Origin of the sequence: Streptomyces humidus (assembly GCF_014649655.1) — a bacterium.
In the GTDB taxonomy this organism is placed as follows: domain Bacteria; phylum Actinomycetota; class Actinomycetes; order Streptomycetales; family Streptomycetaceae; genus Streptomyces; species Streptomyces humidus.
On the sequence record NZ_BMTL01000001.1, the window covers coordinates 313,949 to 339,763 of the forward strand.

Consider the following 25,815-nt stretch of genomic DNA (forward strand, 5'->3'; position numbering starts at 1 on the left):
GACGGCCGATCGCAAGAAGGGCTGGTGACCACGGTCACCAGCCCTTCTTGCCGTCCGTCTCGGAGATCTCCCGAGGCGCTCAGCGGCCCCGCCCTCGCAGGACCGGCCCTCGCAGGACCCACCCTCGGAGGACCACACAGGTCCTCAGAGGTACAGACCCGTCGAGTCCTCCGACCCCTCGAACCGGTCCGCGGCCACAGCGTGCAGATCGCGCTCCCGCATCAGCACATACGCCACGCCCCGCACCTCGACCTCCGCCCGGTCCTCCGGGTCGTACAGCACACGGTCACCCGGCTCCACGGTCCGCACGTTCTGCCCCACCGCGACGACCGACGCCCACGCCAGCCGACGACCGACGGCCGCGGTGGCGGGGATCAGGATGCCTCCACCGGAACGCCGCTCGCCCTCGCCGGTCTCCTGCCGCACGAGCACACGGTCGTGCAGCATCCGGATGGGCAGCTTGTCGTGCCGGGGATCGAGGTCGTCTCTCTTGGCGCTCACACCACTGAACCTACCTGCCCGGAGCCGATCCGTGAGTGGCCGGGTCCGGGGCGGGCGACCCCGGCCGGATCATCCCCGGCGACGACGGGCGCCCAGGGCCAGCAGCCCCACGACCCCGACGACGACGAACGCCACCGGCACCACCCGCTCCAGCCGGGGCGCGCCGTCCTCGTCCACGAACTGCGCCCGCACCTCGCTCACCACCCGGTTGACCTGCACATAGGCCCTTCCCAAGGTGTGATCGACGTTGGCGACGACCTTGGCCCTGGCGTCCCCGACGATGGTCTTCGGGTGCACCCGCACCCCGATCTCGTCCAGCGTCTCCGCCAGCACCTCGCGGCGGGCCCTGATGTCCGCCTCGATCTGCGCCGGGGTTCTGGTGTCCGACGTCTCCGCCACGGTAAGGCCTCCGAAGTCAGCGATTCTTGTTCTGGACAGTCTGTCAGCTCCGTCCGCCGCCGCACGGTCAGGACCCCCGGTTAGGCTGGACCGATGAGCGAGCGACTCCAGCCCGGGGACGTGGCCCCCGACTTCACCCTCTCCGACGCCGACGGCAACCAGGTCTCCCTGTCGGACCACAAGGGCCGCAAGGTCATCGTCTACTTCTACCCGGCCGCGCTGACCCCCGGCTGCACGAAGCAGGCCTGCGACTTCACCGACAACCTCGACCTCCTGACGGGCGCCGGCTACGACGTCCTCGGCATCTCCCCGGACAGCCCCGAGAAGCTGGGGAAGTTCCGCGACAAGGAGTCCCTGAAGGTCACCCTCCTGGCCGACCCGGACAAGACCGCGCTCGACGCGTACGGCGCGTTCGGCGAGAAGAAGAACTACGGCAAGACGTACATGGGCGTCATCCGCTCCACGATCGTGGTGGACGAGGAGGGCAAGGTCGAACGAGCCCTGTACAACGTCCGCGCCACGGGCCACGTCGCCAAGATCATCAAGGACCTGGGCATCTGAAGCAGCCCCCTCCCGCCCAGCGGCCCCCGTCGGGCACCCGACCAGGGCCGCTTTCCCCTTTTCGGGCGTAACCGTCCGATAAGCGGTTCGTTACTTCGTACGAGACCACGAACACACGGTCGGAGACGGAGGGGGTTCAAAGTGGGCGCGAGCGCAACCGGCCAAGGGGACGCGTACAGCAAAGAAAGGCTCACGCGGGAGGTGGCCGAAGCGCGCAGCTGGGCCGACCTGATGCGACGGCTCGGCCTCGAGCCCAGTGGCGGCCGACGGCGGGTGTTGCAGAAACATGTCACCCGTCACGGCCTCGACACGAGCCACTTCGCCAAGCGCAGCCCGTGGCGCAAATACCCTGACGCCGCTATCGCGGAAGCCGCCGCCTCGTCGTCCTCCCTGCGGGAGGTCGCCCTGAAGCTGGGCGCCACCCCGGCCACGGGAACGCTCTCCCATATCCGACGCCGAATCCATGCGGCCGACATCGACGTCAGCCATTTCCCCGGCATCGATCGCCCCGAGGTAGACCTGCCCTTCACCACGGAGGAACTCCGGGCAGCCGCCGTCGTCACCACGAGTGTGCGTGGCGTGGCACGAGCACTCGGCGTGCCCGATGACAGCCGATCCCGGGCGACGCTGAATCGCATGCTGGCGGCCCACCGCATCGACGTCGGCCACTTCACGTATCGCCGGACGTCGATTCCCGAGGACGAGTTGCGAAGAATCGTGCCCACCGCCACCAGCTACGCCGATGTGATGCGTGGGCTCAGCATGGAAATCAACGACACCAACCACCGGCGCGTGCGGCGCGCCGTCACACGCCTCGATCTCGACACCAGTCACTTCAAGCGCCGATCCTGGGGGCGGCCCGAGCGTCCCGCCCCTCCGCCGACCGCGCATCGGGTGCTGGTCGTCCTGCCGGAACAAGCCGGCCGGACGAACAGGAACCGACTGCACCGGGCCCTGAAGGAGATCGGGGTTCCGTACGCATGTGCCGAGTGCGGCAATCCCGGAGAGTGGCGGGGTCGCTCGATCACCTTGCAGATCGACCACGCCAATGGCGACTGGCGGGACAATCGTGCAGCGAACCTGCGCTATTTGTGCCCCAATTGCCATGCGCTGACCGCCACGTGGTGCCGCCGCAAGAACGTAGGGCCACTCGCCGGGTGACCCTGGAGGCCCGTACACTGATGCCCTCTGGTCGAGCATGATGACCGTCTTTGAGCGGCCGTGATGGAATTTGGTCAGACATGCTGGGTTTAGGTCCCAGTGGGTTAACACCCGTGTGGGTTCGAGTCCCACCGGCCGCACCGATGAGGGGCCGTCCGTTCGGGCGGCCCCTCTCGTGTTCGCTCAGCCCAGCATTTCCCGTATCGCCGGTACCAGCGCCCGGAACGCCTTGCCTCGGTGGCTGATCGCGTTCTTCTCCACTGCCGTCAGTTCCGCGCAGGTCCGGGTCTCGCCGTCCGGCTGGAGGATCGGGTCGTAGCCGAAGCCGTTCGTGCCTGCGGGGGCGTGGCGCAGGACGCCGGGCAACCGGCCCTCGACCACGCGCTCGGTGCCGTCCGGGAGGGCGAGGGCCGCCGCGCAGGCGAAGTGGGCGGCCCGGTGTTCGTCCGCGATGTCGGAGAGCTGTGCGAGGAGCAGGTCCAGGTTGGCCCGGTCGTCGCCGTGGCGGCCGGACCAGCGGGCCGAGAAGATGCCGGGGGCGCCGTTCAGCACGTCCACGCAGAGGCCGGAGTCGTCGGCGACCGCCGGGAGGCCGGTGGCCTGGGCCAGGGTGCGGGCCTTGAGCAGGGCGTTCTCGGCGAAGGTGACGCCGGTTTCCTTGACGTCGGGGATGTCGGGGTAGGCGTCCGCGCCGACGAGGTCGTGGGGCAGGCCTGCGTCGGCGAGGATCGACCTGAGTTCGGTGATCTTTCCGGCGTTGCGGGTGGCGAGGATCAGGCGGGTCATGCGCCCCAGTATCCCCAGTGCCGCCGTCACCGGTTCGGTCGTCCCCGGTTCCGCCGTCCCCTGTTCCCGGCGTCCCTTGTTCTCTGTCGTCCCTGGCCCGTCGCTACGGCGTGCAGACCTTCGTGAGCTCGCCCGCCGCGTCGGTGACCGGGCTGAGGTCGGGCGTCTGATCGCCGTTCTTGACGGCCGTGCGGACGTTGGTCACGGCTGCCCGGAGGTCGTCGACGGCCTTGTTGACGTCGGCGTTGTCGGACTTGTCGCCGATCTTGTCGAGGTCGTTCTCGATGGAGGTCAGCGATTCCTGGGTCTGTGTCGGGTCGTTCGCGGCGTTCCGCACGGCCTGCTGGAGGTCGGTGACGCTGTCGGCGATGGAGTCGGCGGTCTGGACGCAGTCCAGGGCCTTGCCGACCGCGTCGCAGCCGGTCGCCGTCAGGAGCAGGGTGAGGGCGGCGGCCGCGGTGGCGGCGACGATGGTGCTGCGACGCCGGTGCGGGCGTCGGTTCACGGCCGTGGACATCAGTGGTTCCTCCGCTTGTCAGGCCCAGGAGGCCCCCGTCGGTGCACTGGCCAAGACGCGTCGGAAGGCGGGCCGGTTGCCCGGGCCCGCCTTCTTCTTGGTGTCCCCTTTACTTTTCCAGCACCGCGTCAAGTGCCTTGTGCTGCACAGCGGTGAGTTCGGCGCATCCGGAAACGGCCAGGTCCAGGAGGGAGTTGAGTTCGTCGCGGGCGAACGGCTGGGCCTCGGCGGTGCCTTGGACCTCGACGAAGCGGCCGTCGCCGGTGCAGACGACGTTCATGTCGGTCTCGGCGCGGACGTCCTCCTCGTAGCAGAGGTCCAGGAGGGGAGTGCCGTCGACGATGCCGACGGAGACGGCGCTGACGGTGCCGGTGAGGGGCCGGCGGCCGGCCTTGACGAGTTTGCGGCCCTGGGCCCAGGAGACGGCGTCCGCCAGTGCGACGTACGCGCCGGTGATGGCCGCGGTGCGGGTGCCGCCGTCGGCCTGGAGGACGTCGCAGTCGAGGACGATGGTGTTCTCGCCGAGCGCCTTGTAGTCGATGACGGCGCGCAGGGAGCGGCCGATGAGGCGGGAGATCTCGTGGGTGCGGCCGCCGATCTTGCCGCGGACGGACTCGCGGTCGCCGCGGGTGTTGGTGGCGCGGGGGAGCATGGAGTACTCCGCGGTGACCCAGCCTTCGCCGCTGCCTTTGCGCCAGCGCGGGACGCCTTCGGTGACGGAGGCGGTGCAGAAGACCTTCGTGTCGCCGAAGGAGACGAGGACGGAGCCCTCGGCGTGCTTGCTCCAGCCGCGTTCGATGGTGACGGGGCGGAGCTGTAGGGGGGTGCGGCCGTCGATTCGAGACATGGCGCTGAGCCTAGCCGCACATGCGGAAGGGGCTCCTCCCGCGTTGGGAGGCCGTGGGTGACCGACGGCGTCCGCGAGGGGGAGGAGCCCCTGAGGGGTGAGCGCGGGGCTCACTCACATCATGTCTTCGATCTCCGCGGCGATGGGGTCGGCGTCGGTGCCGATGACGACCTGGATGGCGGTGCCCATCTTGACGACGCCGTGGGCTCCGGCGGCTTTCAGGGCGGCTTCGTCGACCAGCGAGGGGTCGTTGACCTCGGTGCGCAGGCGGGTGATGCAGCCTTCGATCTCTTCGATGTTGTCGAGGCCGCCGAGTCCGGCGACGATCTTCTCAGCCTTGGTGCCCATGTTCGGTCTCCCTGAATTCCCTGGTGCGCGCCGCGGTTCTCCGGTGAGTCGCTTCGGCGCGGTAGCCCACAGTCGGTCCTGCTTCGCGAGCGATTGGGCGGTGTGTGTCCGAGGACGGGGTCACGGTGGCCCAATCGTTCGTTGCTGGTCTACACCACCTGACGGGCGGTCGCCAAACGGTGGGTGCGGTCTCGGCTTCGCGCTCGTGCGGCGCGTGATCTTCCGTTTCGCGGTCGCGCGGTCCGGTCCGAAGGCGCCGGACCGCGAGCCGGAGCAGGAGCGGGAGGAGGAGCGGGAGCAGGAGTGGGAGGAGGAGCCCGAGCGGGAGCCTGTACAGGAGGGGGAGGAGGGGCGGGAGGGCGCCGACGGGGCGTAGCCCAGCGTAGTTCCAGGAACACGGGGATCGCGGGTTCCTGACGCCACCTTCATCGTGCTACAACATGGTCTACACCACTGAGTGGTGTAGACCATCACCGATGGAGGAAGTCTATGAGCACCGCCACCGCGCCCACGGCGGCCCCCTCGAAGAAGTGGGGCTCGGGCCTGTTGCAGGGCCTGCAGAAGGTCGGCCGAAGCCTTCAGCTCCCGATCGCCGTGCTGCCGGCGGCGGGCCTCCTGCTGCGCTTCGGCCAGCAGGACGTGCACGACAAGCTCCACCTGCCCGACAAGGTGACGGCGGTGTTCGCCACAGCCGGTGGCGCCATTTTCGACAACCTGCCGATGCTCTTCTGCATAGGCGTCGCGATCGGCTTCGCCAAGAAGGCCGACGGCTCCACCGCACTCGCGGCGCTGGTGGGCTTCCTGATCTACAGCAACGTCCTGAAGGCGTTCCCGGTCACCGAGGCCAAGGTCCAGGCGGGTGCCGACATAGCCGCGACGTACAACAACCCCGGCGTCCTCGGCGGCATTCTGATGGGTCTGCTGAGTGCGGTGGTCTGGCAGCGGTACCACCGCAAGCGGCTGGTGGACTGGCTCGGCTTCTTCAACGGCCGCCGTCTGGTGCCGATCATCATGGCCTTCGTCGGCACGGCGATGGGCGTCCTCTTCGGCCTGGTCTGGGAGCCGATCGGTGAGGGCATCTCGAACTTCGGCGAGTGGATCACCGGTCTCGGCGCCTTCGGCGCCGGTCTGTTCGGGTTGATCAACCGCGCGCTGATCCCCGTCGGCATGCACCAGTTCGTCAACTCGGTGGCGTGGTTCCAGATCGGCGACTTCAAGGACTCCGCGGGCGCCGTCGTGCACGGCGACCTGACCCGCTTCTTCGCCGGTGACGCGACCGCCGGACAGTTCATGTCGGGCTTCTTCCCGATCATGATGTTCGGTCTCCCGGCCGCCGCGCTCGCCATGGCCCACACGGCCCGTCCCGAGCGCCGCAAGGCCGTCCTCGGCATGATGATCTCGCTCGCGCTGACGTCCTTCGTGACCGGTGTGACCGAGCCGATCGAGTTCTCGTTCATGTTCATCGCCCCGCTCCTCTACGTGATCCACGCGGTTCTCACCGCCCTGTCCATGGCGATCACCTGGGCGCTCGGCGTACACGCGGGCTTCACCTTCTCCGCGGGCTTCATCGACTACGCGCTGAACTGGAACCTGGCGACCAAGCCCTGGCTGATCATCCCGATCGGCCTGGTCTTCGGCGCCGTCTACTACTTCGTCTTCCGCTTCGCGATCACCAGGTGGGACCTCCCCACTCCGGGTCGTGAGCCCGAGGAGGAGGTCGAGGACCTCACCAAGGCGTAGGCGTCGGCCGGCGCACTCGCACAGAGCCCCCGGAGCCCTGAACCGCTCCGGGGGCTTTCGTCCGCCTGGGACCGGCTAGATCTCGTACGTGACTCTGGGCCGGGCCAGTTCCACCGGGCCGGCGAAGGTCGTGCGGGCGTCGGCGAGGTTGATCTCCGGGTCCGTCCACGGGGGGATGTGGGTCAGCACGAGCTTGCGCGCGCCCGCCCGGGTCGCCGCCTCGCCGGCCTCGCGGCCGTTGAGGTGCAGGTCGGGGATGTTCTCCTTGCCGTGGGTGAACGCCGCCTCGCACAGGAACAGGTCGGTGTCGCGGGCGAGTTCCTCCAGGGCGGGGCTGACGCCGGTGTCGCCGGAGTAGGTCAGCGACCGGCCGCCGTGCTCGACGCGGATGCCGTAGGCCTCCACCGGGTGCGCCACGCGTTCGGTGTGCACGGTGAAGGGGCCGATGTCGAAGGTGGACGGCTTGACCGTGTGGAAGTCGAAGACCTCGCTCATCGAGGAGGCGGAGGGCGTGTCGGCGTAGGCCGTGGTGAGGCGGTGCTCGGTGCCTTCGGGACCGTAGACCGGGATCGGGGCGCAGCGCCCGCCGTCGTGCCGGTAGTAGCGTGCGACGAAGTACGCGCACATGTCGATGCAGTGGTCGGCGTGCAGATGACTCAGGAAGATCGCGTCGAGGTCGTAGAGACCGCAGTGGCGCTGCAGCTCGCCCAGGGCGCCGTTGCCCATGTCGAGAAGCAGCCGGAAGCCGTCGGCCTCGACGAGGTAGCTCGAGCAGGCTGATTCCGCGGACGGAAACGAGCCCGAGCAGCCGACGACGGTGAGCTTCATAAAGCAGAATCCTCCGCTGGCGGGTGACCGAGATGTACCGGAAGGGATCCGTAAGGCGGACCGTGGAACGAATGATCGTCAAGTGGGGCGACAGGGGGCGTGCGGTCCGTCGAGCGTAAGGCGCGAAACCTCGGGTCGCTCCTCCACCAGGGGCTGTTGTGGGCGAACTCACCTGTGGTGTCACCGGTTCGGCTGGACCCGGGTCGTGAGAGGTGTGTGGAGGGCGCACGGTGGCAGGCGCGCGCCGGTAACGTCGTCGTATGCACACGTCCTGGTGGCTCGCGCTCGCGGCCGTGGTATTGCTCGCGCTGGTCGCGACGCTCGTGGACGGCTGGGGCCGGGGGCGGCGACCGCGGCGCCCGGGGACCCGGCCGGCGGGCCGGCGACCGGACCGCTCTACGGGTCGTTCGAAAGATCGCCCGAAAGGTCGCCCGCCGGGTCGGCCGGCTCGTGGGCGTGACGCGTCGGGGCGGCCCCGGCCCGCGGAGATCTGGTGGGCGGACGTGCCGTTCGAGGACGGGCCCGGCGCGAAGGACCGGCCGTGTCTGGTGCTGGTGGTGCGCGGTGACCGGGTGACCGTCGCGAAGATCACCAGCAAGTACCACGACGGGCGGCCCGGGGTGATCCCGCTCCCGCCGGGCGCCGTCGGCGACCCGCGGGGGCGGCAGAGCTATCTGGAGACGGACGAGCTGCGCCAGGTGCGGCTGGGCGACTTCCGGCGCCGGGTGGGCGCGGTGGACCGAGCCCTGTGGGACCAGGTCCGCCACCTGGCCACCTGAGGACCGCCGGAGCGTCCCGCCCGGCGGGTCCTGCCCGGAGCGGTCCCGCCCGGCGGAGCGTGCGGGCCGCCTGGCCGGGGGACCGGGCCGCGGGGGCCGAGTGCCCCGGCGGCCCGGCTCCCGTGCGGCCGGTTCCCCTGCGGTCGGTTCTCCTGCGGTCGGTTGTCCTGCGGTCGGCTCCCTGCGCGCCTACGCCCAGAGCTGGCCCTGCAGGGTCTCGATGGCCTCCTCGGTCGTGGCCGCCGTGTAGACGCCCGTCGACAGGTACTTCCAGCCGCCGTCCGCCACGACGAAGACGATGTCGGCGCTCTCTCCCGCCTTGACGGCCTTGTTGCCGACGCCGATCGCGGCGTGCAGGGCCGCGCCCGTGGAGACGCCCGCGAAGATGCCCTCCTGCTGGAGGAGTTCGCGGGTGCGGGTGACGGCGTCCGCCGAGCCGACCGAGAAGCGGGTGGTGAGGACGGAGGCGTCGTACAGCTCGGGTACGAAGCCCTCGTCGAGGTTGCGCAGGCCGTAGACCAGGTCGTCGTAGCGCGGCTCGGCGGCGACGATCTTCACGTCGGGCTTGTGCTCGCGCAGGTAGCGGCCGACGCCCATCAGCGTGCCGGTGGTGCCGAGGCCGGCGACGAAGTGGGTGATCGACGGCAGGTCGGCGAGGATCTCCGGGCCGGTGCCGGCGTAGTGGGCTCCGGCGTTGTCGGCGTTGCCGTACTGGTAGAGCATCACCCAGTCGGGGTGCTCGGCGGCGAGTTCCTTGGCGACGCGCACGGCGGTGTTGGAGCCGCCCGCGGCCGGGGAGGGGATGATCTCGGCGCCCCACATGGCGAGCAGGTCCCGGCGTTCCTGGGACGTGTTCTCCGGCATCACGCAGACGATGCGGTAGCCCTTGAGCTTGGCCGCCATGGCGAGGGAGATGCCGGTGTTGCCGCTCGTCGGTTCCAGGATGGTGCAGCCGGGGGTGAGCCGGCCGTCCTTCTCCGCCTGCTCGACCATGTGCAGGGCGGGCCGGTCCTTGATCGAGCCGGTGGGGTTGCGGTCCTCCAGCTTCGCCCAGATGCGGACGTCGGAGGACGGCGAGAGCCGCGGCAGGCACACCAGCGGGGTGTTGCCGACCGCGGCCAGCGGGGAGTCGTAGCGCATCGGGGCGGGCGGCCGATCAGGCCATGCCGCCGGCGACGGCCGGCAGGATCGTCACCGTGTCGCCGTCGGCCAGCTTGGTGTCGATGCCGTCGACGAAGCGGACGTCCTCGTCGTTGAGGTACACGTTCACGAAGCGGCGCAGCTTGCCGTCGTCCACGATGCGGGCGTGGATGCCCGCATGCCGGGTCTCGAGGTCGGTGAACAGGTCGGCGAGGGTGTCACCACTGCCCTCCACCGCCTTCTGACCGTCGGTGTACTGGCGGAGGATGGTCGGGATGCGGACCTCGATGGCCATGGCTGTGGGCTCCTGTCGGATGGTGTGGGCAGCGCGGATACGTGCGTGTGAGGCGCCGCGGCTCACGGCCGTGCGGCGGCAGGGCCTGCGTCAACAGATGGCGCTGGCGAGCCTGCACAGGTCGACGTGCAGCCGCGCCACGAGCAGTGCGCCCGGCGTCTTCGTGCTCACGTCGTTCAGAACCATGGGCTCATCGTATCGATTCCCGATCCGCCTTCCGGAGTGTGATCCCACATGATGGACGTATTGCGGCCGGGGAGTGAGACGCCCCAGGCCCGGCCCGGGACCGGGGCCGACGGACCGGGGCTCGGCGACCGGGCGGGCCGGACCGGGCGGGTCTGATCAGACGGGCCGGACCAGGCCGGTCGGACCAGGCGGGTCGATCGCCGTGGGGCGGCCGCGCGGCCCCTTCCCCGGGGAGCGGGCACGCCGTCGGTCGTCCCGTACCGGGTCCGTCCTGGCGGACGGCGGTCAGGGCGGGTCGGCCGGCCCGGCGACGGCGACGGAACCGTCTGTGCGGGGGCGGGTCGTGCGCGCGTCTGCGAAACGGCCACCGGCCGCCGGGGGCAGGTGGGTCAGACGACGGGTTTCCCGGTCAGCTCGACGCCCGCCGCGCGCATCTCCTCCAGGGCCTTGCCGGTGGTTCCCGCGGCCACGCCCGCGGTCAGGTCCAGCAGAACCTGGGTGCGGAAGCCCTCGCGTGCCGCGTCCAGGGCGGTGGCGCGTACGCAGTGGTCGGTGGCGATGCCGACGATGTCCACCTCGTCGATCCGGTGGTCCCGCAGCCAGTCGCCGAGGCCCACCCCGTTCTCGTCCGCGCCCTCGAAGCCGCTGTAGGCGGCCGCGTAGTCGCCCTTGCTGAAGACGGCGTCGACGGCGCCGGAGGCGACGGCCGGGGCGAAGTTGGGGTGGAAGCCGACGCCCTCCGTGCCGGCGACGCAGTGCGCGGGCCAGGAGTGGACGTAGTCGGGGTTGTCGGCGAAGTGGCCGCCGGGCGCGATGTGGTGGTCGCGGGTGGCCACGACGTGCCGGTATCCGGCGGGGGCCTGTCCGATCAGCTCGGTGATCGCGGCGGCCACGTCGGCCCCGCCGGCCACCGCGAGGCTGCCCCCCTCGCAGAAGTCGTTCTGCACGTCTACGACGATCAAGGCGCGGCGCATGGGCGGTGTCCTTCGATGGCGGTCCCCCGGCTCTGTCGATCGCGGGGGAGGGTGAAGTATTCGAGCCTAGAGACTTTGCCGGTCGTACGGGAGGGGGCGGCGCCCGGCGGTCGCCGGGCACACGCCCTAGTTACCCGACCGGTCGTGGACATACTCCGTGGGAATGACGGGTTCGCCGCGCGAGAGCTGGGTCGCGGACAGGGGCAGGCCGGCGCGGGCGGCGACGTGCCGGTCGCGGGCGACGTCGAGGGGCTCGCGGGTGACGACGGCTCCGCCCTTGACGAGCTCGACGAGCAGGAGGCGGTCGGCCAGCTCGGCGGGCACGGCCCCGGTGCCGACGACCTCGGCCTCCGCGACGCCGTGGGCGTCCGGCCGGCGGGCCGCCCACTTGCGGCCGCCGACGGAGGTCTTGCCGCCGGAGGACTTCTTCGCCACCGGCACGAGCGGCGCCTCGGGCTCGTCGGACTCGGCGCGGGCGACCAGTTTGTAGACCATGGAGGCCGTCGGGTGTCCGGAGCCGGTGACCAGCTGGGTGCCGACGCCGTAGGCGTCCACCGGGGCGGCGGCCAGAGAGGCGATGGCGTACTCGTCGAGGTCGGAGGTGACGATGATGCGGGTGCCGGTCGCGCCGAGCTCGTCGAGCTGGCGGCGGACCCGGTGGGCGACGAGGAGGAGGTCGCCGGAGTCGATGCGGACGGCGCCGAGCTCGGGGCCGGCCACCTCCACGGCGAGCCGGACGGCCTCGGTGACGTCGTAGGTGTCCACGAGGAGGGTGGTGCCCCGGCCGAGGGAGTCGACCTGGGCGCGGAAGGCGTCGCGCTCGTGGTCGTGCAGGAGGGTGAAGGCGTGGGCGCTGGTGCCCACGGTGGGGATGCCGTAGCGGAAGCCGGCGGCCAGGTCGGAGGTGGTGGTGAAGCCTCCCACGTAGGCGGCGCGGGCGGCGGCGACCGCGGCGAGTTCGTGGGTGCGGCGGGCGCCCATCTCGATCAGGGGCCGCTCGCCCGCGGCGGAGGACATGCGGGAGGCGGCGGCGGCGATGGCGGAGTCGTGGTTGAGGATGGAGAGGATCACGGTCTCCAGCAGGACGCACTCGGCGAAGGAGCCCTCGACGCGCATGATCGGCGAGCCCGGGAAGTAGACCTCGCCCTCGGGGTAGCCCCAGACGTCACCCGAGAAGCGGTACCGGGCGAGCCAGTCCAGGGTCTCGTCGTCGACGACGCCGCGCTCGCGCAGGAAGCGCAGGACGTCGGCGTCGAAGCGGAAGTTCTCGACGGCGTCCAGGACCCGCCCGGTGCCCGCGACGACGCCGTAGCGCCGGCCGTCCGGGAGCCGCCGGGTGAAGACCTCGAACACGCTGCGCCGTTCGGCGGTGCCCGCCTTCAGCGCGGCCTGCAGCATCGTCAGCTCGTACTGGTCCGTGAAGAGCGCCGTCGACGGAACTTCCACCGGCAGCCCAAGGTCCGCTACGTCCACCAAAGCTCTCCTGTCGTGACACTCCGGGTCCCGGCGTCGGCCGGGGGCCGGGGGTCGGCCCCCGGCGTATGCAGCATGACGACAGATGCTACCCCCTTTTCGTCGGTGTGACGATTTCCGTGCCCCGTGGCAGCATGGACGGTGTGACGTCACCCGCTCCCCTTGAGACCGAACGCACCGAGCCGGCGGAGGAGGTCTTCGCCGTCCCCGAGCCGGACGTCCCCTGGGTCACGATCGTGCACAACGATCCGGTCAACCTCATGAGCTACGTGACGTACGTCTTCCAGACGTACTTCGGGTACTCCAAGGACAAGGCCACCAAGCTCATGATGGACGTCCACCACAAGGGCCGGGCGGTCGTCTCCAGCGGATCCCGCGAGGAGATGGAACGCGACGTGCAGGCCATGCACGGCTACGGCCTGTGGGCCACCCTCCAGCAGGACCGGAAGTAGCCTGCCCTCCTATGCCTGGACACTTCGAACCGCTTCCCGGCGGCGGCGCGGCCGTCGCGCTCGACGACGTCGAGATCTCCATCATCCGGTCGCTGGCGGTGCAGCTGCTGGAGCTGATCGGCCCCGGCCCCGCCGAGGACGCCTCCGGCGATCCGCTCGCCGAGCTCTTCGCCGAGGGGCCGAGCGAGCCGCCGGCCGACCCGGTGCTCAGACGGCTCTTCCCGGACGCCTACACCGACCCGGAGGGCGCCCCGGGCGCCCGGGGCGCGGACGAGCAGAAGGCGCACTCCGCCGAGTTCCGCCGCTACACCGAGAACGACCTGCGGGCCGGCAAGCGCGACAACGCCCTCGCGGTGGTGCGCTCGCTGGACGCGCTGGCCTCGGAGGCGGCCGACGAGGGCGGGGCGGTGCTGAAGCTGTCGCCGCAGGAGTCGCAGGCCTGGCTGCGCGCGCTGAACGATCTGCGGCTCGCGATCGGCTCCCGGCTGGAGATCACCGACGAGGACGACACCGACCTTCTCTACCGGCTGCCGGACGACGACCCGCGCAAGCCGATGGTGATGGCGTACCTGTGGCTGGGCGGGCTCCAGGAGACCCTCGTGGCGACCCTTATGACATAGTCCGTCCGCCTTTTCACTCGCTCAGAGGACGCTCAAATCCGGATAACGATCGCATTACCGCGACGGCCGGGAGTGTCCTCTTTGTGCGTCGTTCATCCCCTTCTCCTTGTGTCGTGCGCCACACGTCCGCCCGCTGATCAGGATGGCGGGCGTGATAGATCTTCACGACCGCCCGGCGAACACCACCCGTATGTTCGGCCGGGTGCGCCACCGAGCCGGTTGATCGCCGGCCAGGCATCGCTCCATCAGTCCGGGGGGATCGAAACCCGACCCGAGGCCGACCAGAGGCCCGGTTCGGCATGGAGGAAGGCGCACCACACATGGCCTCTGAGAAGGTCACTGACACCGCTGTCACCGACACTCCCGAAGAGGGGTACGAACGCGGGCTCGGCAGCCGCCAGGTCCAGATGATCGCGATCGGCGGCGCCATCGGCGTCGGGCTCTTCCTGGGCGCCGGGGCGAACATCGCCAAGGCCGGTCCCAGTCTCATCCTGATGTACGCCCTCGCGGGCGGGATCATCTTCTTCATCATGCGGGCGCTGGGCGAGCTGCTGCTCTACCGCCCGGTCTCGGGCTCCTTCGCGGAGTACTCGCGGGAGTTCCTCGGCCCGTTCTTCGGTTACTTCACCGGCTGGACCTACTGGCTGATGTGGGTCGTCACCGGCATGGCCGAACTGACGGCCGCCGCGATCTACGTCAACTACTGGTTCCCGGCCGTCCCGCGCTGGGTCACCGCCCTGGTCTTCCTGGTGGTTCTCTTCGGGGTCAACCTGATCTCCGTGAAGCTCTTCGGCGAGCTGGAGTTCTGGTTCTCGATGGTGAAGGTCACCGCGCTGATCGGCATGATCGTGATCGGCCTCGGCGTCCTCACCTTCGGCTTCAGCAGCGCCGGCGACACGGCCGCGGTCTCCAACCTGTGGGCCTTCGACGGGTTCTTCCCCAAGGGCGTCGGCTCGTCCCTGATGACCCTCCAGGGCGTCATGTTCGCGTACCTCGCGGTCGAGCTGGTCGGTGTCACGGCGGGCGAGTCCGAGAACCCCGAGAAGACCCTGCCCAAGGCGATCAACACGCTGCCCTGGCGCATCGCGCTGTTCTACGTCGGCGCGCTCACGGTCATCCTGTGCGTGGTGAAGTGGACCGAGTTCGCACCGGGCGTCTCGCCGTTCGTCGAGGCGTTCGCGAAGATCGGCATCCCGGCGGGCGCCGGCATCGTCAACTTCGTCGTGCTCACGGCGGCCCTGTCGTCCTGCAACTCGGGCATGTACTCCACCGGCCGCATGCTGCGCAACCTGGCCGAGAGCGGCGAGGCCCCCGCGGCCTTCCGGAAGCTGTCGTCGACGAAGACGCCGGCCCTCGGCATCACGGTGTCGGTGCTGTTCATGGGCATCGGCGTGGTCCTGAACTACATCGTCCCGGAGAAGGCCTTCGGCTACGTCACGTCGGTCGCCACCGCGGCCGGCATCTGGACCTGGCTGATGATCCTGATCAGCCACGTGCTGTACCGCCGCGCGGTCGTCGCGGGCCGGCTGCCCGCGTCCAGCTTCCCGGCCCCGGGCGGCTCCGCGTTCAGCTGGGTGGCCATCGTGTTCCTGCTCTTCGTCACCGGCCTGATCGCCTACGACGCCGACTCGCGCGTGTGTCTGTACGTGATGGCGGGCTGGGCCGCTGCTCTCGGCGTCGGCTGGGCGGTCCTGAAGAACCGCGACCCGCAGATCGCCGCACGGCGCGAGCCGGAGTTCGAGAAGGTCGGCTGACAGGCCGCCCCCCGGGACTTCCGGCCGCAGGGAGCTCTCGTGGCGCCCCCTCCGGCAGCCTCAGGGACGTCCGCGACGCGGGCCGTTCCGCACCGTCCACCGGTGCGGGACGGCCCGCCCGTCGTCCACCGCCCGCCGTGCGCCGCCCGCCGCCCGGAACGCCGCCGCACGGCCCCGAGCCGGTTGCTTATCCTGGCGACCATGCTGACCATCACCCGGGCCCTGCACGACCAGATCGTCGCCCACGCCCGCAAGGACCACCCCGACGAGGCCTGCGGCGTCGTCGCGGGCCCGGCGGGCACGGACCGCCCCGAGCGCTTCCTCCCGATGCTGAACGCGGCCATGTCCCCCACGTTCTACGAGTTCGACTCGGGCGACCTGCTCAAGCTCTACCGCGAGATGGACGACCGCGACGAGGAGCCGGTGGTCGTCTACCACTCCCACACGGCGACGGAGGCGTACCCGTCCCGCACGGACATCTCGTACGCGAACGAGCCGGGCGCGCACTACGTCCTGGTCTCCACCGCCGACACCGACGGTCTCGGCGAGTTCCAGTTCCGCTCGTTCCGCATCCTGGACGGCGTGGTCACCGAGGAGGACGTGCGCGTCGTCGAGGCGTACTGAGGCGCGCCCCCGGCCCACTGCGGCGTCATGCGGCCGCGCTCCGCAGCAGCGCCCTGATGGGCCGCCACAGCTCCGGGACGACGATGACGCCTGCCGGGACACCGCTGCCGGGCGGGGTGCGCCATATCAGGCCGTCGGGATGGTGCAGGACCGCCGTGATCTCGTCCGGGGTCGGCGGGGCGGCGTTGCCGCGCAGGTAGACCGCCCGCAGGCCCAGGTTGCGCAGCCTGGTCAGGGCGCGCGCCCGGTTCTGGGCGTGGACGAGGACGCGGACGTCCGAGGCGGGGCCCGCGAGGTCCCCTCGGGGGGCGGGGCGGGGCAGGTTCAACGCCACCACCACCATGCCGTCGGGCAGCTTGCAGAAGCCTCCTGCGGCCATGCGGTCACACCCCCGTGTGCGTCGGTGTCGAGGTCGGTGTCAATAAGAAGAGCACAGGAGGCACCTAAACACGATCGGCGGCAACCCGCCAGGGGTTGCCGCCGATACGCGCTCTACCAGCTAAAACGTCGGCTACTTCGCCGAGGGGCCGACCTTGACCTTGATCGTCGAGCCGTTCGCGGGCTCGCTGACGATCTTGATCGAGGTGTTGGTGTCAGTGATCTTGACGCCCGACAGCGGGGTCGAGGCGTCGTAGTACGTCGACCTGCCGTCGTCGAAGACCGGGACGCCCGGACGGGACTTGATCTTGACCGCGACGTCCGCCTTGTGCAGCGTGATCGCGTCCGTGCGGTACCTGCTGAAGGTCGAGTCGAAGCTCTGCAGACGGGCGTTCATCGCGGTGCCGTCGGCCCACTTCAGCGGGGTCGGGTGCGAGTCGACCGGAAGGATCTGGCCCACACCGGGGTGCGCGCTGGTGTTGTTGTCCACCTGGGAGGTGTCCCACTTCCAGATCAACAGGCCGTTCTGGTACGCGTAGTGCTCCACCCAGTCGGGGCGGGTCGTGGAGAAGCCGAAGTTGTACGGGCCGACCTTGAGGGTCTTGTCGTACGACACGTACTGGCGGTTCTCGGCGATGTAGTACTGCGCGTAGTCGTCGCTGACGGACCCGCCGATGCGGGAGAAGCCGGTCGCCTTCCAGGCCGGGTCGGCGCTCTCCGCGTTGTCGGAGAAGAGCGTGGCTCCGTCGGCCGTCACCTTGATCTCGTCGGCCGTGAAGCCCTTCTGGGCCACGCCGCCGTCGGTGGCGTAGCGGAAGCGCAGGCTGAGCTTCTTGCCCGCGTAGGCGTCCAGCGGGAACGTCAGCTTCTGGTACGAGGCGACCGTGCCGGTCAGCGCGGGCTTGCCGCTGCCGTCACGCGGGATCGCGGTGCCGTCGGCCAGCGTGCCGTCGATGGGCGTGTAGTTGGCGCCGCCGTCCGTGGAGACCTCCACGTACGCGTAGTCGTAGTCCTTCTCGGTGTCCCACCAGGCGTCCATCGTAAGGGCGGCGGAGGACTTGCCGGTCAGGTCGACTTCGCGGGTGAGCGTGTTGCGCAGGTCGTTGCCGCTGCCGCTCCACCACTGCGTGGCGCCCTCGGCCGGGGCGACCACCTCGGTGGTGACCTTCTTCTCCGGCAACTGGACCACGAGGGCCTGGGCGTTCTTGGTGTTGTACTCCGCGACGCCCAGCGTGTGGCTGGACTTGCGGCCCGCCGCGGCGACGTCGTAGTCCAGCCAGCCCAGCTGGAGCTTGTCCCAGGCGTTCATGTCGCCGGGCAGGTCGCCGATGGCCTTCCGACCGGTGCCGAGCCAGGAACCGGACGACATCAGCGTCCAGAAGCCGGTGGAGTTCTCGCCGCCGCCGGAGGTGTCGTACTCGTCCGGCAGGCCGAGGTCGTGGCCGTACTCGTGCGCGTAGACGCCGAGTCCGCCGTTCTCCGGCTGGATGGTGTAGTCGCCGACCCAGATGCCGGTGTCGCCGACCTGGGCGCCGCCCAGCTTGTTGGTGTCCGGGCCGGTGGCGCCGGCGTCGGTGCCGAAGGCGTACCAGCGGTGGGCCCAGATGGCGTCCTCGCCCTGTGCGCCGCCGCCCGCGGACTCGTCCTCGCCGGCGTGCACGATCTGGAAGTGGTCGATGTAGCCGTCGGGCTCGTTGAAGTTGCCGTCGCCGTCGTAGTCGTAGCGGTCCCACTGGTCGAACGTGGCCAGCTCCGCCTTGATCTGCGCGCTGGTGGCGCCGGCGGCCTTGCGCTGGGCGACCCAGGCGTTCACGCCGTCCTGGACCGCGTACCAGGCGCCGGTGGTGGCCTTGTTGGAGCCGTAACGGGCCTCGTTGTACGGGACCTTGACCCAGTCGGCGACCTCGCCGTCGACCGAGTAGCGGCCCGAGGACTGCTTCTCGTAGTACTTCTTGAGCGACTCGGTGTTCTTGCCGGTCCCGAAGTACAGGTCCTGGAAGTGCTTCTGGTTGTAGTCCGCCTGCCAGGCCGTGGAGTTGTCCTTGGTCCGGTCGGGCGCGGCTATCCGGTTGTGCAGCGGGCCGGCCGTGCCGCCGTAGCGGGGGTCGACCTGGTCGCCGAACTCGACCAGGATCGTGAAGATCTTGTCGGTCTTCTCGCGGCCCAGCTCGACGTACTTGCTGTCGCCCTTACGGCTCTTGAGCTGGACGACTTTGGACCCGTGCCGGTCCTTGACGGACGCCTTGCCGGATATGACCTGCTTGAGAGCCTCCTCGCGCTGCGCGTCCTGCGTCTTGCTGAGCGGCCCGTCGAAGTCGTGCTCCTTGGCCTTCGCCGGCTGCGGGTCGCGCCGGTCCACCGCCGGGGCCTTCGCCGCGCCGTTCTCGGCGGCCTGCGCCACGGCGAACGTGGTGTACGTCGCCGAGGCCGCGGCCAGGGCGACGACGGTCGCGACCGTCCGATACGTCCAGGATCTACTGCTCACTTGATGTCCTCCCACGCACGCGCCCGTGCGCGCGGAAAGGGGGTATCCCTGTCAAGGAAGGTCCGCGCGCTGTTATACGCGTGTAGTCAAGTGACGCCATTTGACTACTGGTTTGCGAGAAAAGACAGACCTTGACTTGGACAAGTCAAATGCATTATCGGGAGCCGGTGTTCGCATTGCGGACATATGACGGCAACATGGCGGACCCTGACGGACCGTGACGGGCGCGCGGGACCGTCCACCTGATGGACGCCATGACTCCGTGCGCCCCCTGTGCACCGGCACCGTGGGTTAGGTCACGCTTACCGTCAGGTCCGCTCGGGCATGCAGCCGAATAGAGTCGAGACCGCCCCCGCTTCCGAGGACACGATTGCCATGCCTCGTCCGACTGTCGCACAGCTCACGTACGGGTCCTGCACCGTCATCTTCTCGACGCTCGCCATGCTGCTGCTGTCACAGACGAGTTCGGGCCCAGGGATCGCCGTCGTCGTCGTCGCCGCGGTCGCGCTCGGCGTGCTCGTCGCCATGACGGTGCCGACGCCGAAGCCGTCGAGGACCGCGGTGGCCCGTTCCGCCGCGAGTGCTCCCGCGAGCCGGCCCCAGCCCGTCAACGTCCCTGTCAACGTTCCTGTCACCGTTCCCGCGCACGCGCCCGTGCAGGCACCCGTGCCGGCTTCGGTCGCCGCGGCGCCCGAGCCCGTCCGGGAGCCCACGGCCCCCTGACCCGCCGCGCCACCGATACCGCCGTGCAGACGGCCCGCACGCCCCCTCGGGTGGCGTGCGGGCCGTCTGCACGGCTGCATGGAGCGGACGCTTCGAGGCCTCGGGTGCGGGCGGCCGGGCGACCGCCACGGCCGGACGGCCGTGGCCCGGACCGGGGCTCCCCGGCCCGGGCGTGAGGGTGGAGTCCCCCCGGCTCAGGCGCGCTTGAGGCGGACCGCCACCGTTTCGGCTGCCGTCACCGGCTGCCCGTAGTCCGGGTCGGTGGCCGTGGCCCGCGCCTCGACCTCGACGTCTCCGCGCTGGAACGGGGTGTCACCGGTGGGTACGGCCGTGGCGGTCCAGGCCGTGGGCGCGCCCGGGGTGCAGGACACCGGCGCGGTGAAGGAGCCGCGGATGAGCTTCTGCCTCTTCACCTGCGTGACGTTGCCGGAGACGTCCACCCTCACCGGCTTGCTGCAGCTCACCGTCCCGTGCAGACCGGCCTTGCCGTTCAGGGTGCTCGCCGTGCCGTCCAGGGCCACGGCGAGACCGAGGTCGAGCTGCGCCGGCGGCGCCGGGTTGTCGATGTGGACTTCACCGCGCGCCGCGGCGGCGCCTCCCTCGCAGTGCTGCTCGAAGGTGGCATCGAGCTTCGTCACGTATCCCTGCGGGCCGAACTCGACGTCGGCGACGGTGAATTCGCCGGTGAGCGTGTTGCATCCGCGGCCGTTGCCGCTGAGGTCCAGCCCCGGCTCGGCCGGCCCGTTGAACGGATGGCGGGTGGCGCCGGTGTAGGTGCCCGGCGCGAGAACCTTGCCGGACGGCGCCGCGAGGTCCAGGGACCACCAGTCACCGTTCGCTCCGTCCAGCTGGAGGTGGACCGCGTTGTGGGCGTTGTCGGCGGAGATGTCCATGCGGTCCTGGGACGCGGTCGCGTAGGCGTAGGACCGCCCGCCGCTGATGTAGTCGCCCTCGTCGCCGCCGAAGACGAACGACCCCTGCGTGACGGGCAGGGCGTGTGCCTCGCCGCCGGACAGCAGGCCGGTCGTGCCGGTGGCCATGCCCAGAGTCAGTACGAGGACGGCCGTCGTACGGGCCAGGACGCGTGTGGGCGTGCTGAGTGACATCGATGGTCCCCCTGAGAGATGAAGTGCCCCGTCGCCGGCCCGTCGTGCGCTTGACGCGTCGGCGGAGCGAGTCTGCCAACCAGAGGGATCCGCAACAACTGCGTTTTGGGCGAAGGAAGTTGATGTTTCGGCCCACCGTCGGGCGCTCGGACGCCTGGGACCCGGAGGGCCGGGACCGCCTCTTCGGCGGGGTCGTCGGCGGGGACTTCGGCCGGTTCGTCGGCGGGGTGGTCGGCGGGGGTGGTCGGCGGGGACTTCAGCCGGTGCTGACGACCACCGTCTTGGCCGCCTTGTCGTGCAGGCCCTGCTTGTACGGCTTGTCGAAGTAGCTCCAGCCGCCGCAGATCGCCGTCCACAGACAGGCGCAGCAGAAGGCGAACGGCACCCACAGGACCAGCGCCCGGATCAGCGACGTCTGCACGGAGGGCGTCGCGCCGTCGTCGAGGTCGGCCACGCGCAGGCCGAGCCACTTCTTGCCCAGCGTCCGGCCCGTCCTGGCGGTCAGGACCGTGTCGTACCCGACGTACAGGATCACGGCTACGACCTCGCGGCCGAAGGTCTTGCCGAACTCGATCCTGTCCGCGTTCGTCGTGTAGTTCGCGACCCCGAAGGCCCACGCCAGCAGCGTCACGACGATGAAGACGAGGACCATGTCGATGATCCGGGCGAGCGTGCGCCGGCCGCTGTCGGCGAGCGGGGGCATCCCGGCGAGCGGATCGGTGGGACGGCCGCCGTACGGGTCACCGCCGTAGGGGCCGCCCCCGTAGGGGTCACCGCCGTACGGGCCGCCGCCGGAGGGCGGAGGCTGCCCGGCGCCCCCGCCGTACGGCCCCTGGGGGCCTTGAGGACCCTGGGGCCCCTGAGGACCCTGCGGGGCGTCGTACGGCGAGCCCTGCGGGGGCTGCTGCGGCCGCTTCCTGAACGGGTCGTCCTCCGGCGGCTCGCCGCCGGAGGAGCCGGGGGGCGGTTCGGTGGTCATGCCCCCGAGTCGACCCCGAACCCTCGTGCTCCGCATCCGGCGAGCGGCCGTACGGGGTAGCGGGCACGGGAGTGTGCGGGCGGAGGCGGGATCCCGAGAGGGCGGGGCCCGAGCGGAGGCCGGGCCCCCGGGGAGGCGGGGCGGGGGGTCAGCCCGCGACGAACGTGTGCGCCGCCTTGTCGTGCCAGCACTGGCGCCACGGCTTGTCGAACAGGCCCCAGACGACGCCCACGACGCCGACCGCGAGCAGTCCGGGAACGCTGTAGACGAGCCAGCGGCGCAGGGCGGCCCCGAAGGTCGGGGGCTCGCCGCCCTCGATGTCCCGCACGTCCAGACCGAACAGCTTCTTGCCCAGCGTGCGGCCCCACTTGGCGGTCGGCACGGCCTCGTACACGATCCCGGAGACCAGCAGGACGGCGAGGACGATCCCCAGGTACACCGACGTCGTGCCGTCGAGCAGCCAGACGGTCACGGTCTCCCCGGTCAGCTTGGCCGCGTCGATCTTCTCTTTGACGTGGTCGAGGGCCTTCGCGCCGAGCGGCACCGCGGCCGCGCCGGTGACGGCCCCGAGGACGAGCGTGTCGACGAGACGTGCGGCCAGCCGTTTGCCGAGGCCTGCGGGACGGGCCGAGGCCTGACGCCGGGCCGCCGCCTGGAAGATGTCGTCCACCGGCGGTTTCCAGGGCGCGACGGGCCCGTCCTCGGCCCCCGCGAGCCGGTGCACCTGCTGCGCCCAGGAGGGCTGTCCGCCGCCGGGGCCGACGGGGGCGACGGGTGCGACGGGTTGCCGGGGGACGCTCGCGGCGGCCTGCTGCGGGACCGCCGGGGCGGGCGGCGCGGCCGGGAACCCGGCGGGGCCCTGGGGAGCGGGGGCGGGAGCCGGTGCGGTCTGCGCGGGGAGGGCCTGCGGGGGGCCGGCCTGCGGGGCGGGGGCGGGCTGGGACGCCGCCGCCCGCTCGGCGGCCGCCTTGCCCGCGCCGAACCCCGGCTTCGCGGGAGCCGCGCCGCCGGCCGCCGGGACCTGGCCCGGCGTCTGCGCGCCCGCCTGCTCCGGGAACACCGGAGCCGCCGGGAACGCCGAGGACGCCGGGGCGGAGGTCGGGCCCTGCGTGCCGGGGACGAAGGGCGCAGCGGGCGCGGCGTCCTGGTGGCCCGTGCGCGGGGCCGGGGCGCGGAAGGTGACGGTGCTCTTGTCGGGGACGAACCCGGGGGCGCCGGGCGGGGCCGTGCCGGGCGGCGATCCGGGCGCCGCGGCGCCCGGCGTCGGGCGGCGGAAGACGAACGTGCCGCCCGGGACCACGTCCCCGGCGGCCGGGCCGCCGCCGGGCTCCGGCTCCGCGGGCGGAATCGTCGCCGTGCCGTCCGTGCTCGTCGAGCGGCCCTCGGGCTGTGCCGGGGCGGGCGAGGGGGACCGCGGGTCGGCGCCCTGCAGAGCGCCCCAGGAGACCCGGCGGTCCTGTTCGCCGCCGAAGCCGGACTGGTGGGCGCGGTCGGCGCCCCAGGCGGAGGCCGGCTGGGAGGGGCCCCCGTAGGGGTCGGCCGGCGCGGGGTCCTCGTCGAAGAAGTGCGGGCCGGTCTCCTCGACGGAGGGCGCGTGCCCGCCGGACGGGGGCGTGAGCGGCCGGCCACCGGACGGCGCGGGCCGACTGGTGCCCGGTACCCAGGAGGCACCGTTCCAGTACCGGACGTATCCAGGGATGGACGGGTCCGGGTAGTACCCCTCGCGGGGCCTGTCGTCGCCGGGGGCCGGGGTGGGGGCGCTCATGTCCGTCGTCCCGTATCTGCTCGGGGGTGGGATGGGGGGACCACATCTATCAGACGCGCGCCTGAGCCAGGGCGGCTCTGGCCATACGGCCACCTTTCCGGGCAACTCCGTGCACGCTCTTCACACGTGCGAGGCCGCCCGCCGGGGCCCGGCGCGCACGGCCGCCGGAAAAGTTCTCCGGACCCGCGTAATGGTTCCGGGTCGACGCCCTCTCCACTCGTACGGGCCCGTGCGAAGGCCCGTACGAAGGCCCGTCCGACGGTCCGTGAAGGCCCCCGGGCCGGTGACGGGTTCCGTACCGAGAGGAGAAGGTCATGCGTCACACCGTGGTGGAGCGCGAGCTGGAGCTGAGGCTCGTCCTGTCGCCCGAGCGCAGCATCCCGGTCCCGGCCAGGCTCGGCTACCGCAGCGACGACCCGTTCGCCGTCCATGTCGCCTTCCACACCGACTCGGAGCACCCGGTCGCCTGGACGTTCGCCCGCGAACTGCTCGTGGAAGGGGTGTTCCGGCCGTGCGGGCACGGGGACGTGCGGGTGTGGCCGGCGAAGACGGAGGGTCGCAGCGTCGTGCTGATGGCGCTCAGCTCGCCCGAAGGCGACGCCCTCCTGGAGGCGCCCGCGGCCCAGGTCTCGGCCTGGCTGGAGCGGACGCTGCGGGTGGTGCCGCCGGGCTGCGAGGGCGAGTGGCTCGGCATCGACGACGCCCTGGCCGAGCTGCTCGCCCCCTCCCCCAGACTCTCGGCCTCGCTGGAACACCCGCTGGAACACCCGTTGTCGCAGGGGGGACCGGTCCCGGCGGACGACGCGTGGCTGCGCGACCCGTGGCCGGACGACGAGACGCGGGACGCGGATGAGTGAGCGCGGGCCGTCGGCCTCGGCGAGTGGACCGTCGACCTGAGGGTGCGGGCCGTCGGCCTCAGAACAGCTTGCCCGGGTTGAGGATGCCCAGCGGGTCGAAGGCGGCCTTGACCGCGCGCTGCATCTCCACGCCGACCGGGCCGATCTCGCGCGCCAGCCACTCCTTCTTCAGCACGCCGACGCCGTGTTCGCCGGTGATGGTGCCGCCGAGTTCCAGACCGAGGCCCATGATCTCGTCGAAGGACTCGCGGGCCCGCCGGCGCTCGTCGGGGTCCGCCGCGTCGAAGCAGACCGTGGGGTGGGTGTTGCCGTCTCCGGCGTGGGCGACTACCCCGATGGTCAACCCGTGCTTCTCAGCGATGCGTTCGACGCCTTCGAGCATCTCGCCGAGCCTCGAGCGGGGCACGCACACGTCGTCGATCATCGTCGTGCCCTTGACGGCGTCCAGCGCGACGAGCGCCGACCGGCGTGCCTGGAGCAGGAGTTCGGATTCGGCGACGTCCTCGGCGGGGACGACCTGCGTGGCGCCGGCCGCCTCGCACAGCGCGCCGACCGCGGCGAGGTCGGCGGCCGGGTCGGGGGTGTCGAAGGCGGCGAGGAGCAGGGCCTCGGTGGTCTCCGGCAGGCCCATGCGGGTCAGTTCGTTGACGGCCCCGACGGTCGTGCGGTCCATCAGTTCGAGGAGGGACGGCACATGGCCGCCGGCCATGATCCGGCACACCGCGTCACAGGCCGCGGCGCCGGACGGGAACTCGGCAGCCAGCGCCAACTGCCGCGGCGGCCGCGGCTTCAGCGCCAGGATCGCCCGCACGACGACGCCCAGCGAGCCCTCGGAGCCGACGAACAGGCGGGTGAGGTCGTACCCGGCGACGCCCTTCGCGGTGCGGCGGCCGGTGGACATCAGCCGTCCGTCGGCGAGCACCACGTCGAGTCCGAGGACGTACTCGGCCGTCACCCCGTACTTGACGCAGCACAGGCCGCCGGACGCGGTGCCGATGTTGCCGCCGATCGTGCACGTCTCCCAGCTGGAGGGGTCGGGCGGGTAGTACAGGCCGTGTTCGCCCACGGCCCGGGACAGGGCCGCGTTGACGACGCCCGGTTCGACGACGGCGATGCGGTCGACCGGGTTGATCTCGACGATGCGGTCCATCCGCGTCAGGGACAGGACGATGCAGCCCTCGGTGGCGTTGGCGCCGCCGGAGAGGCCGGTGCGGGCGCCCTGCGGCACGACCGGGACACGCAGCGCGGTCGCCGTGCGCATGACGTGCTGGACCTCTTCGGCCGTGCGCGGCAGGACGACCACGGCCGGGTTTCCGGCGGGGCAGAAGCCGGCCATGTCGTGGGCGTAGGAGCCCGTGACGTCCGGGTCGGTGAGGACGGCCTCGGCGGGCAGGCCGGCCAGCAGGCGGTCGAGGAGGTTGCCCGTCATGTCGTCGTGCGGCGCTTCCGAACGGCTCATGATCACAGGCTCGCACTTCGGGGCCATCGGTGTGAACCCGCCCACCGGACCCTTCCTCCGACGTCGTACGGTCGTCGT

29 protein-coding genes and 1 tRNA gene are annotated in these 25,815 nt (G+C 71.1%); 12 read left to right on the top strand and 18 right to left on the bottom strand.

Features of this window, described 5'->3' with window-relative positions:
* Positions 1-144: 144 nt before the first annotated feature.
* Positions 145-447, bottom strand: a complete 303-nt coding sequence (locus IE239_RS01395) for a GroES family chaperonin (RefSeq protein WP_373308038.1) — start codon at positions 445-447, stop codon at positions 145-147.
* A 123-nt stretch (positions 448-570) separates the two neighbouring features.
* Positions 571-900, bottom strand: a complete 330-nt coding sequence (locus IE239_RS01400) for a DUF3618 domain-containing protein (protein ID WP_190147327.1) — start codon at positions 898-900, stop codon at positions 571-573.
* Between the two features lie 93 nt (positions 901-993).
* On the opposite strand from IE239_RS01400, the gene bcp reads away from it, so the two are divergent.
* The 3 genes from bcp to IE239_RS01415 all read left to right on the top strand — a co-directional run bounded on the left by bcp (position 994) and on the right by IE239_RS01415 (position 2,762).
* Positions 994-1,461, top strand: a complete 468-nt coding sequence (bcp, locus tag IE239_RS01405) for a thioredoxin-dependent thiol peroxidase (protein WP_069769601.1) — start codon at positions 994-996, stop codon at positions 1,459-1,461.
* A 141-nt stretch (positions 1,462-1,602) separates the two neighbouring features.
* Positions 1,603-2,622 (top strand): HNH endonuclease, encoded by a 1,020-nt coding sequence (locus IE239_RS41700; protein WP_229877665.1) that lies wholly within the window; start codon positions 1,603-1,605, stop codon positions 2,620-2,622.
* 54 nt (positions 2,623-2,676) lie between these two features.
* Positions 2,677-2,762, top strand: a tRNA-Leu gene (locus IE239_RS01415).
* A 43-nt stretch (positions 2,763-2,805) separates the two neighbouring features.
* Here IE239_RS01415 and rdgB read toward each other — a convergent pair.
* The 4 genes from rdgB to IE239_RS01435 all read right to left on the bottom strand — a co-directional run bounded on the left by rdgB (position 2,806) and on the right by IE239_RS01435 (position 5,120).
* Positions 2,806-3,408 (bottom strand): RdgB/HAM1 family non-canonical purine NTP pyrophosphatase, encoded by a 603-nt coding sequence (rdgB, locus tag IE239_RS01420; RefSeq protein WP_190147328.1) that lies wholly within the window; start codon positions 3,406-3,408, stop codon positions 2,806-2,808.
* Between the two features lie 103 nt (positions 3,409-3,511).
* On the bottom strand, positions 3,512-3,925 hold the full coding sequence (locus tag IE239_RS01425) for a hypothetical protein (protein WP_190147329.1): 414 nt from the start codon (positions 3,923-3,925) through the stop codon (positions 3,512-3,514).
* 109 nt (positions 3,926-4,034) lie between these two features.
* The gene (gene rph / locus IE239_RS01430) at positions 4,035-4,772 is read right to left on the bottom strand and encodes a ribonuclease PH (RefSeq protein WP_190147330.1); all 738 of its coding nucleotides are present in this window, start codon (positions 4,770-4,772) and stop codon (positions 4,035-4,037) included.
* Between the two features lie 114 nt (positions 4,773-4,886).
* Positions 4,887-5,120 (bottom strand): PTS sugar transporter subunit IIB, encoded by a 234-nt coding sequence (locus IE239_RS01435; RefSeq protein ID WP_190147331.1) that lies wholly within the window; start codon positions 5,118-5,120, stop codon positions 4,887-4,889.
* A 214-nt stretch (positions 5,121-5,334) separates the two neighbouring features.
* On the opposite strand from IE239_RS01435, the gene IE239_RS01440 reads away from it, so the two are divergent.
* Together IE239_RS01440 and IE239_RS01445 are read left to right on the top strand one after the other, a co-directional pair.
* Positions 5,335-5,496, top strand: a complete 162-nt coding sequence (locus IE239_RS01440) for a hypothetical protein (RefSeq protein WP_190147332.1) — start codon at positions 5,335-5,337, stop codon at positions 5,494-5,496.
* Between the two features lie 113 nt (positions 5,497-5,609).
* On the top strand, positions 5,610-6,860 hold the full coding sequence (locus IE239_RS01445) for a PTS transporter subunit EIIC (RefSeq protein WP_190147333.1): 1,251 nt from the start codon (positions 5,610-5,612) through the stop codon (positions 6,858-6,860).
* A 75-nt stretch (positions 6,861-6,935) separates the two neighbouring features.
* Here the strand turns inward: IE239_RS01445 and IE239_RS01450 are convergent, their stop codons facing one another.
* The gene (locus IE239_RS01450) at positions 6,936-7,688 is read right to left on the bottom strand and encodes an MBL fold metallo-hydrolase (RefSeq protein ID WP_190147334.1); all 753 of its coding nucleotides are present in this window, start codon (positions 7,686-7,688) and stop codon (positions 6,936-6,938) included.
* 260 nt (positions 7,689-7,948) lie between these two features.
* Here IE239_RS01450 and IE239_RS01455 point away from each other — a divergent pair, with 260 nt between their 5' ends.
* A complete protein-coding gene (locus IE239_RS01455; protein WP_190147335.1) occupies positions 7,949-8,467 on the top strand; it encodes a type II toxin-antitoxin system PemK/MazF family toxin in 519 nt (172 codons plus the stop codon).
* 189 nt (positions 8,468-8,656) lie between these two features.
* Here IE239_RS01455 and IE239_RS01460 read toward each other — a convergent pair whose 3' ends face one another.
* The 5 genes from IE239_RS01460 to IE239_RS01475 all read right to left on the bottom strand — a co-directional run bounded on the left by IE239_RS01460 (position 8,657) and on the right by IE239_RS01475 (position 12,535).
* Positions 8,657-9,607 (bottom strand): PLP-dependent cysteine synthase family protein, encoded by a 951-nt coding sequence (locus IE239_RS01460; protein WP_190147336.1) that lies wholly within the window; start codon positions 9,605-9,607, stop codon positions 8,657-8,659.
* A 16-nt stretch (positions 9,608-9,623) separates the two neighbouring features.
* Positions 9,624-9,902, bottom strand: coding sequence for a MoaD/ThiS family protein (locus IE239_RS01465; protein ID WP_190147337.1), 279 nt, complete (start codon positions 9,900-9,902; stop codon positions 9,624-9,626).
* A 90-nt stretch (positions 9,903-9,992) separates the two neighbouring features.
* Entirely contained in the window at positions 9,993-10,088 is a 96-nt protein-coding gene (locus IE239_RS43220) for a putative leader peptide (protein ID WP_319301368.1), read from the bottom strand.
* 389 nt (positions 10,089-10,477) lie between these two features.
* Positions 10,478-11,062: an isochorismatase family protein gene (locus IE239_RS01470; RefSeq protein ID WP_190147338.1), complete on the bottom strand. Its 585-nt coding sequence runs from the start codon at positions 11,060-11,062 to the stop codon at positions 10,478-10,480.
* 126 nt (positions 11,063-11,188) lie between these two features.
* Positions 11,189-12,535, bottom strand: a complete 1,347-nt coding sequence (locus tag IE239_RS01475; RefSeq protein ID WP_190147339.1) for a nicotinate phosphoribosyltransferase — start codon at positions 12,533-12,535, stop codon at positions 11,189-11,191.
* A 134-nt stretch (positions 12,536-12,669) separates the two neighbouring features.
* Between IE239_RS01475 and clpS the strand changes: the two genes are divergently transcribed.
* The 4 genes from clpS to IE239_RS01495 all read left to right on the top strand — a co-directional run bounded on the left by clpS (position 12,670) and on the right by IE239_RS01495 (position 15,985).
* Positions 12,670-12,987, top strand: coding sequence for an ATP-dependent Clp protease adapter ClpS (clpS, locus tag IE239_RS01480; protein WP_190147340.1), 318 nt, complete (start codon positions 12,670-12,672; stop codon positions 12,985-12,987).
* 11 nt (positions 12,988-12,998) lie between these two features.
* Positions 12,999-13,607 (top strand): DUF2017 domain-containing protein, encoded by a 609-nt coding sequence (locus IE239_RS01485; RefSeq protein ID WP_190147341.1) that lies wholly within the window; start codon positions 12,999-13,001, stop codon positions 13,605-13,607.
* Positions 13,608-13,927: 320 nt separating this feature from the next.
* Entirely contained in the window at positions 13,928-15,361 is a 1,434-nt protein-coding gene (locus tag IE239_RS01490; protein WP_190147342.1) for an amino acid permease, read from the top strand.
* Positions 15,362-15,562: 201 nt separating this feature from the next.
* Positions 15,563-15,985 carry a M67 family metallopeptidase gene (locus IE239_RS01495; RefSeq protein WP_190147343.1) on the top strand — a complete coding sequence of 141 codons (423 nt, stop codon included), beginning with the start codon at positions 15,563-15,565 and terminating at the stop codon, positions 15,983-15,985.
* Positions 15,986-16,010: 25 nt separating this feature from the next.
* Here the strand turns inward: IE239_RS01495 and IE239_RS01500 are convergent, their stop codons facing one another.
* Complete coding sequence (locus IE239_RS01500; protein ID WP_190147344.1) at positions 16,011-16,364, bottom strand: hypothetical protein; 354 nt, start codon at positions 16,362-16,364, stop codon at positions 16,011-16,013.
* A gap of 132 nt (positions 16,365-16,496) precedes the next feature.
* Entirely contained in the window at positions 16,497-18,848 is a 2,352-nt protein-coding gene (locus IE239_RS01505; RefSeq protein ID WP_190147345.1) for an immune inhibitor A domain-containing protein, read from the bottom strand.
* A 375-nt stretch (positions 18,849-19,223) separates the two neighbouring features.
* Between IE239_RS01505 and IE239_RS01510 the strand changes: the two genes are divergently transcribed.
* Positions 19,224-19,571: a hypothetical protein gene (locus tag IE239_RS01510; RefSeq protein WP_190147346.1), complete on the top strand. Its 348-nt coding sequence runs from the start codon at positions 19,224-19,226 to the stop codon at positions 19,569-19,571.
* 194 nt (positions 19,572-19,765) lie between these two features.
* On the opposite strand, the gene IE239_RS01515 is transcribed toward IE239_RS01510, so the two are convergent.
* The 3 genes from IE239_RS01515 to IE239_RS01525 form a co-directional block, all read right to left on the bottom strand.
* The gene (locus IE239_RS01515; RefSeq protein ID WP_190147347.1) at positions 19,766-20,677 is read right to left on the bottom strand and encodes a hypothetical protein; all 912 of its coding nucleotides are present in this window, start codon (positions 20,675-20,677) and stop codon (positions 19,766-19,768) included.
* Positions 20,678-20,933: 256 nt separating this feature from the next.
* Positions 20,934-21,656, bottom strand: coding sequence for an RDD family protein (locus tag IE239_RS01520; protein WP_190147348.1), 723 nt, complete (start codon positions 21,654-21,656; stop codon positions 20,934-20,936).
* Between the two features lie 148 nt (positions 21,657-21,804).
* Complete coding sequence (locus IE239_RS01525) at positions 21,805-23,421, bottom strand: RDD family protein (RefSeq protein ID WP_190147349.1); 1,617 nt, start codon at positions 23,419-23,421, stop codon at positions 21,805-21,807.
* A 314-nt stretch (positions 23,422-23,735) separates the two neighbouring features.
* Here IE239_RS01525 and IE239_RS01530 point away from each other — a divergent pair, with 314 nt between their 5' ends.
* A complete protein-coding gene (locus IE239_RS01530) occupies positions 23,736-24,278 on the top strand; it encodes an SsgA family sporulation/cell division regulator (RefSeq protein WP_190147350.1) in 543 nt (180 codons plus the stop codon).
* 58 nt (positions 24,279-24,336) lie between these two features.
* Here the strand turns inward: IE239_RS01530 and IE239_RS01535 are convergent, their stop codons facing one another.
* On the bottom strand, positions 24,337-25,743 hold the full coding sequence (locus tag IE239_RS01535; RefSeq protein ID WP_190147442.1) for an FAD-binding oxidoreductase: 1,407 nt from the start codon (positions 25,741-25,743) through the stop codon (positions 24,337-24,339).
* Positions 25,744-25,815: the final 72 nt, after the last annotated feature.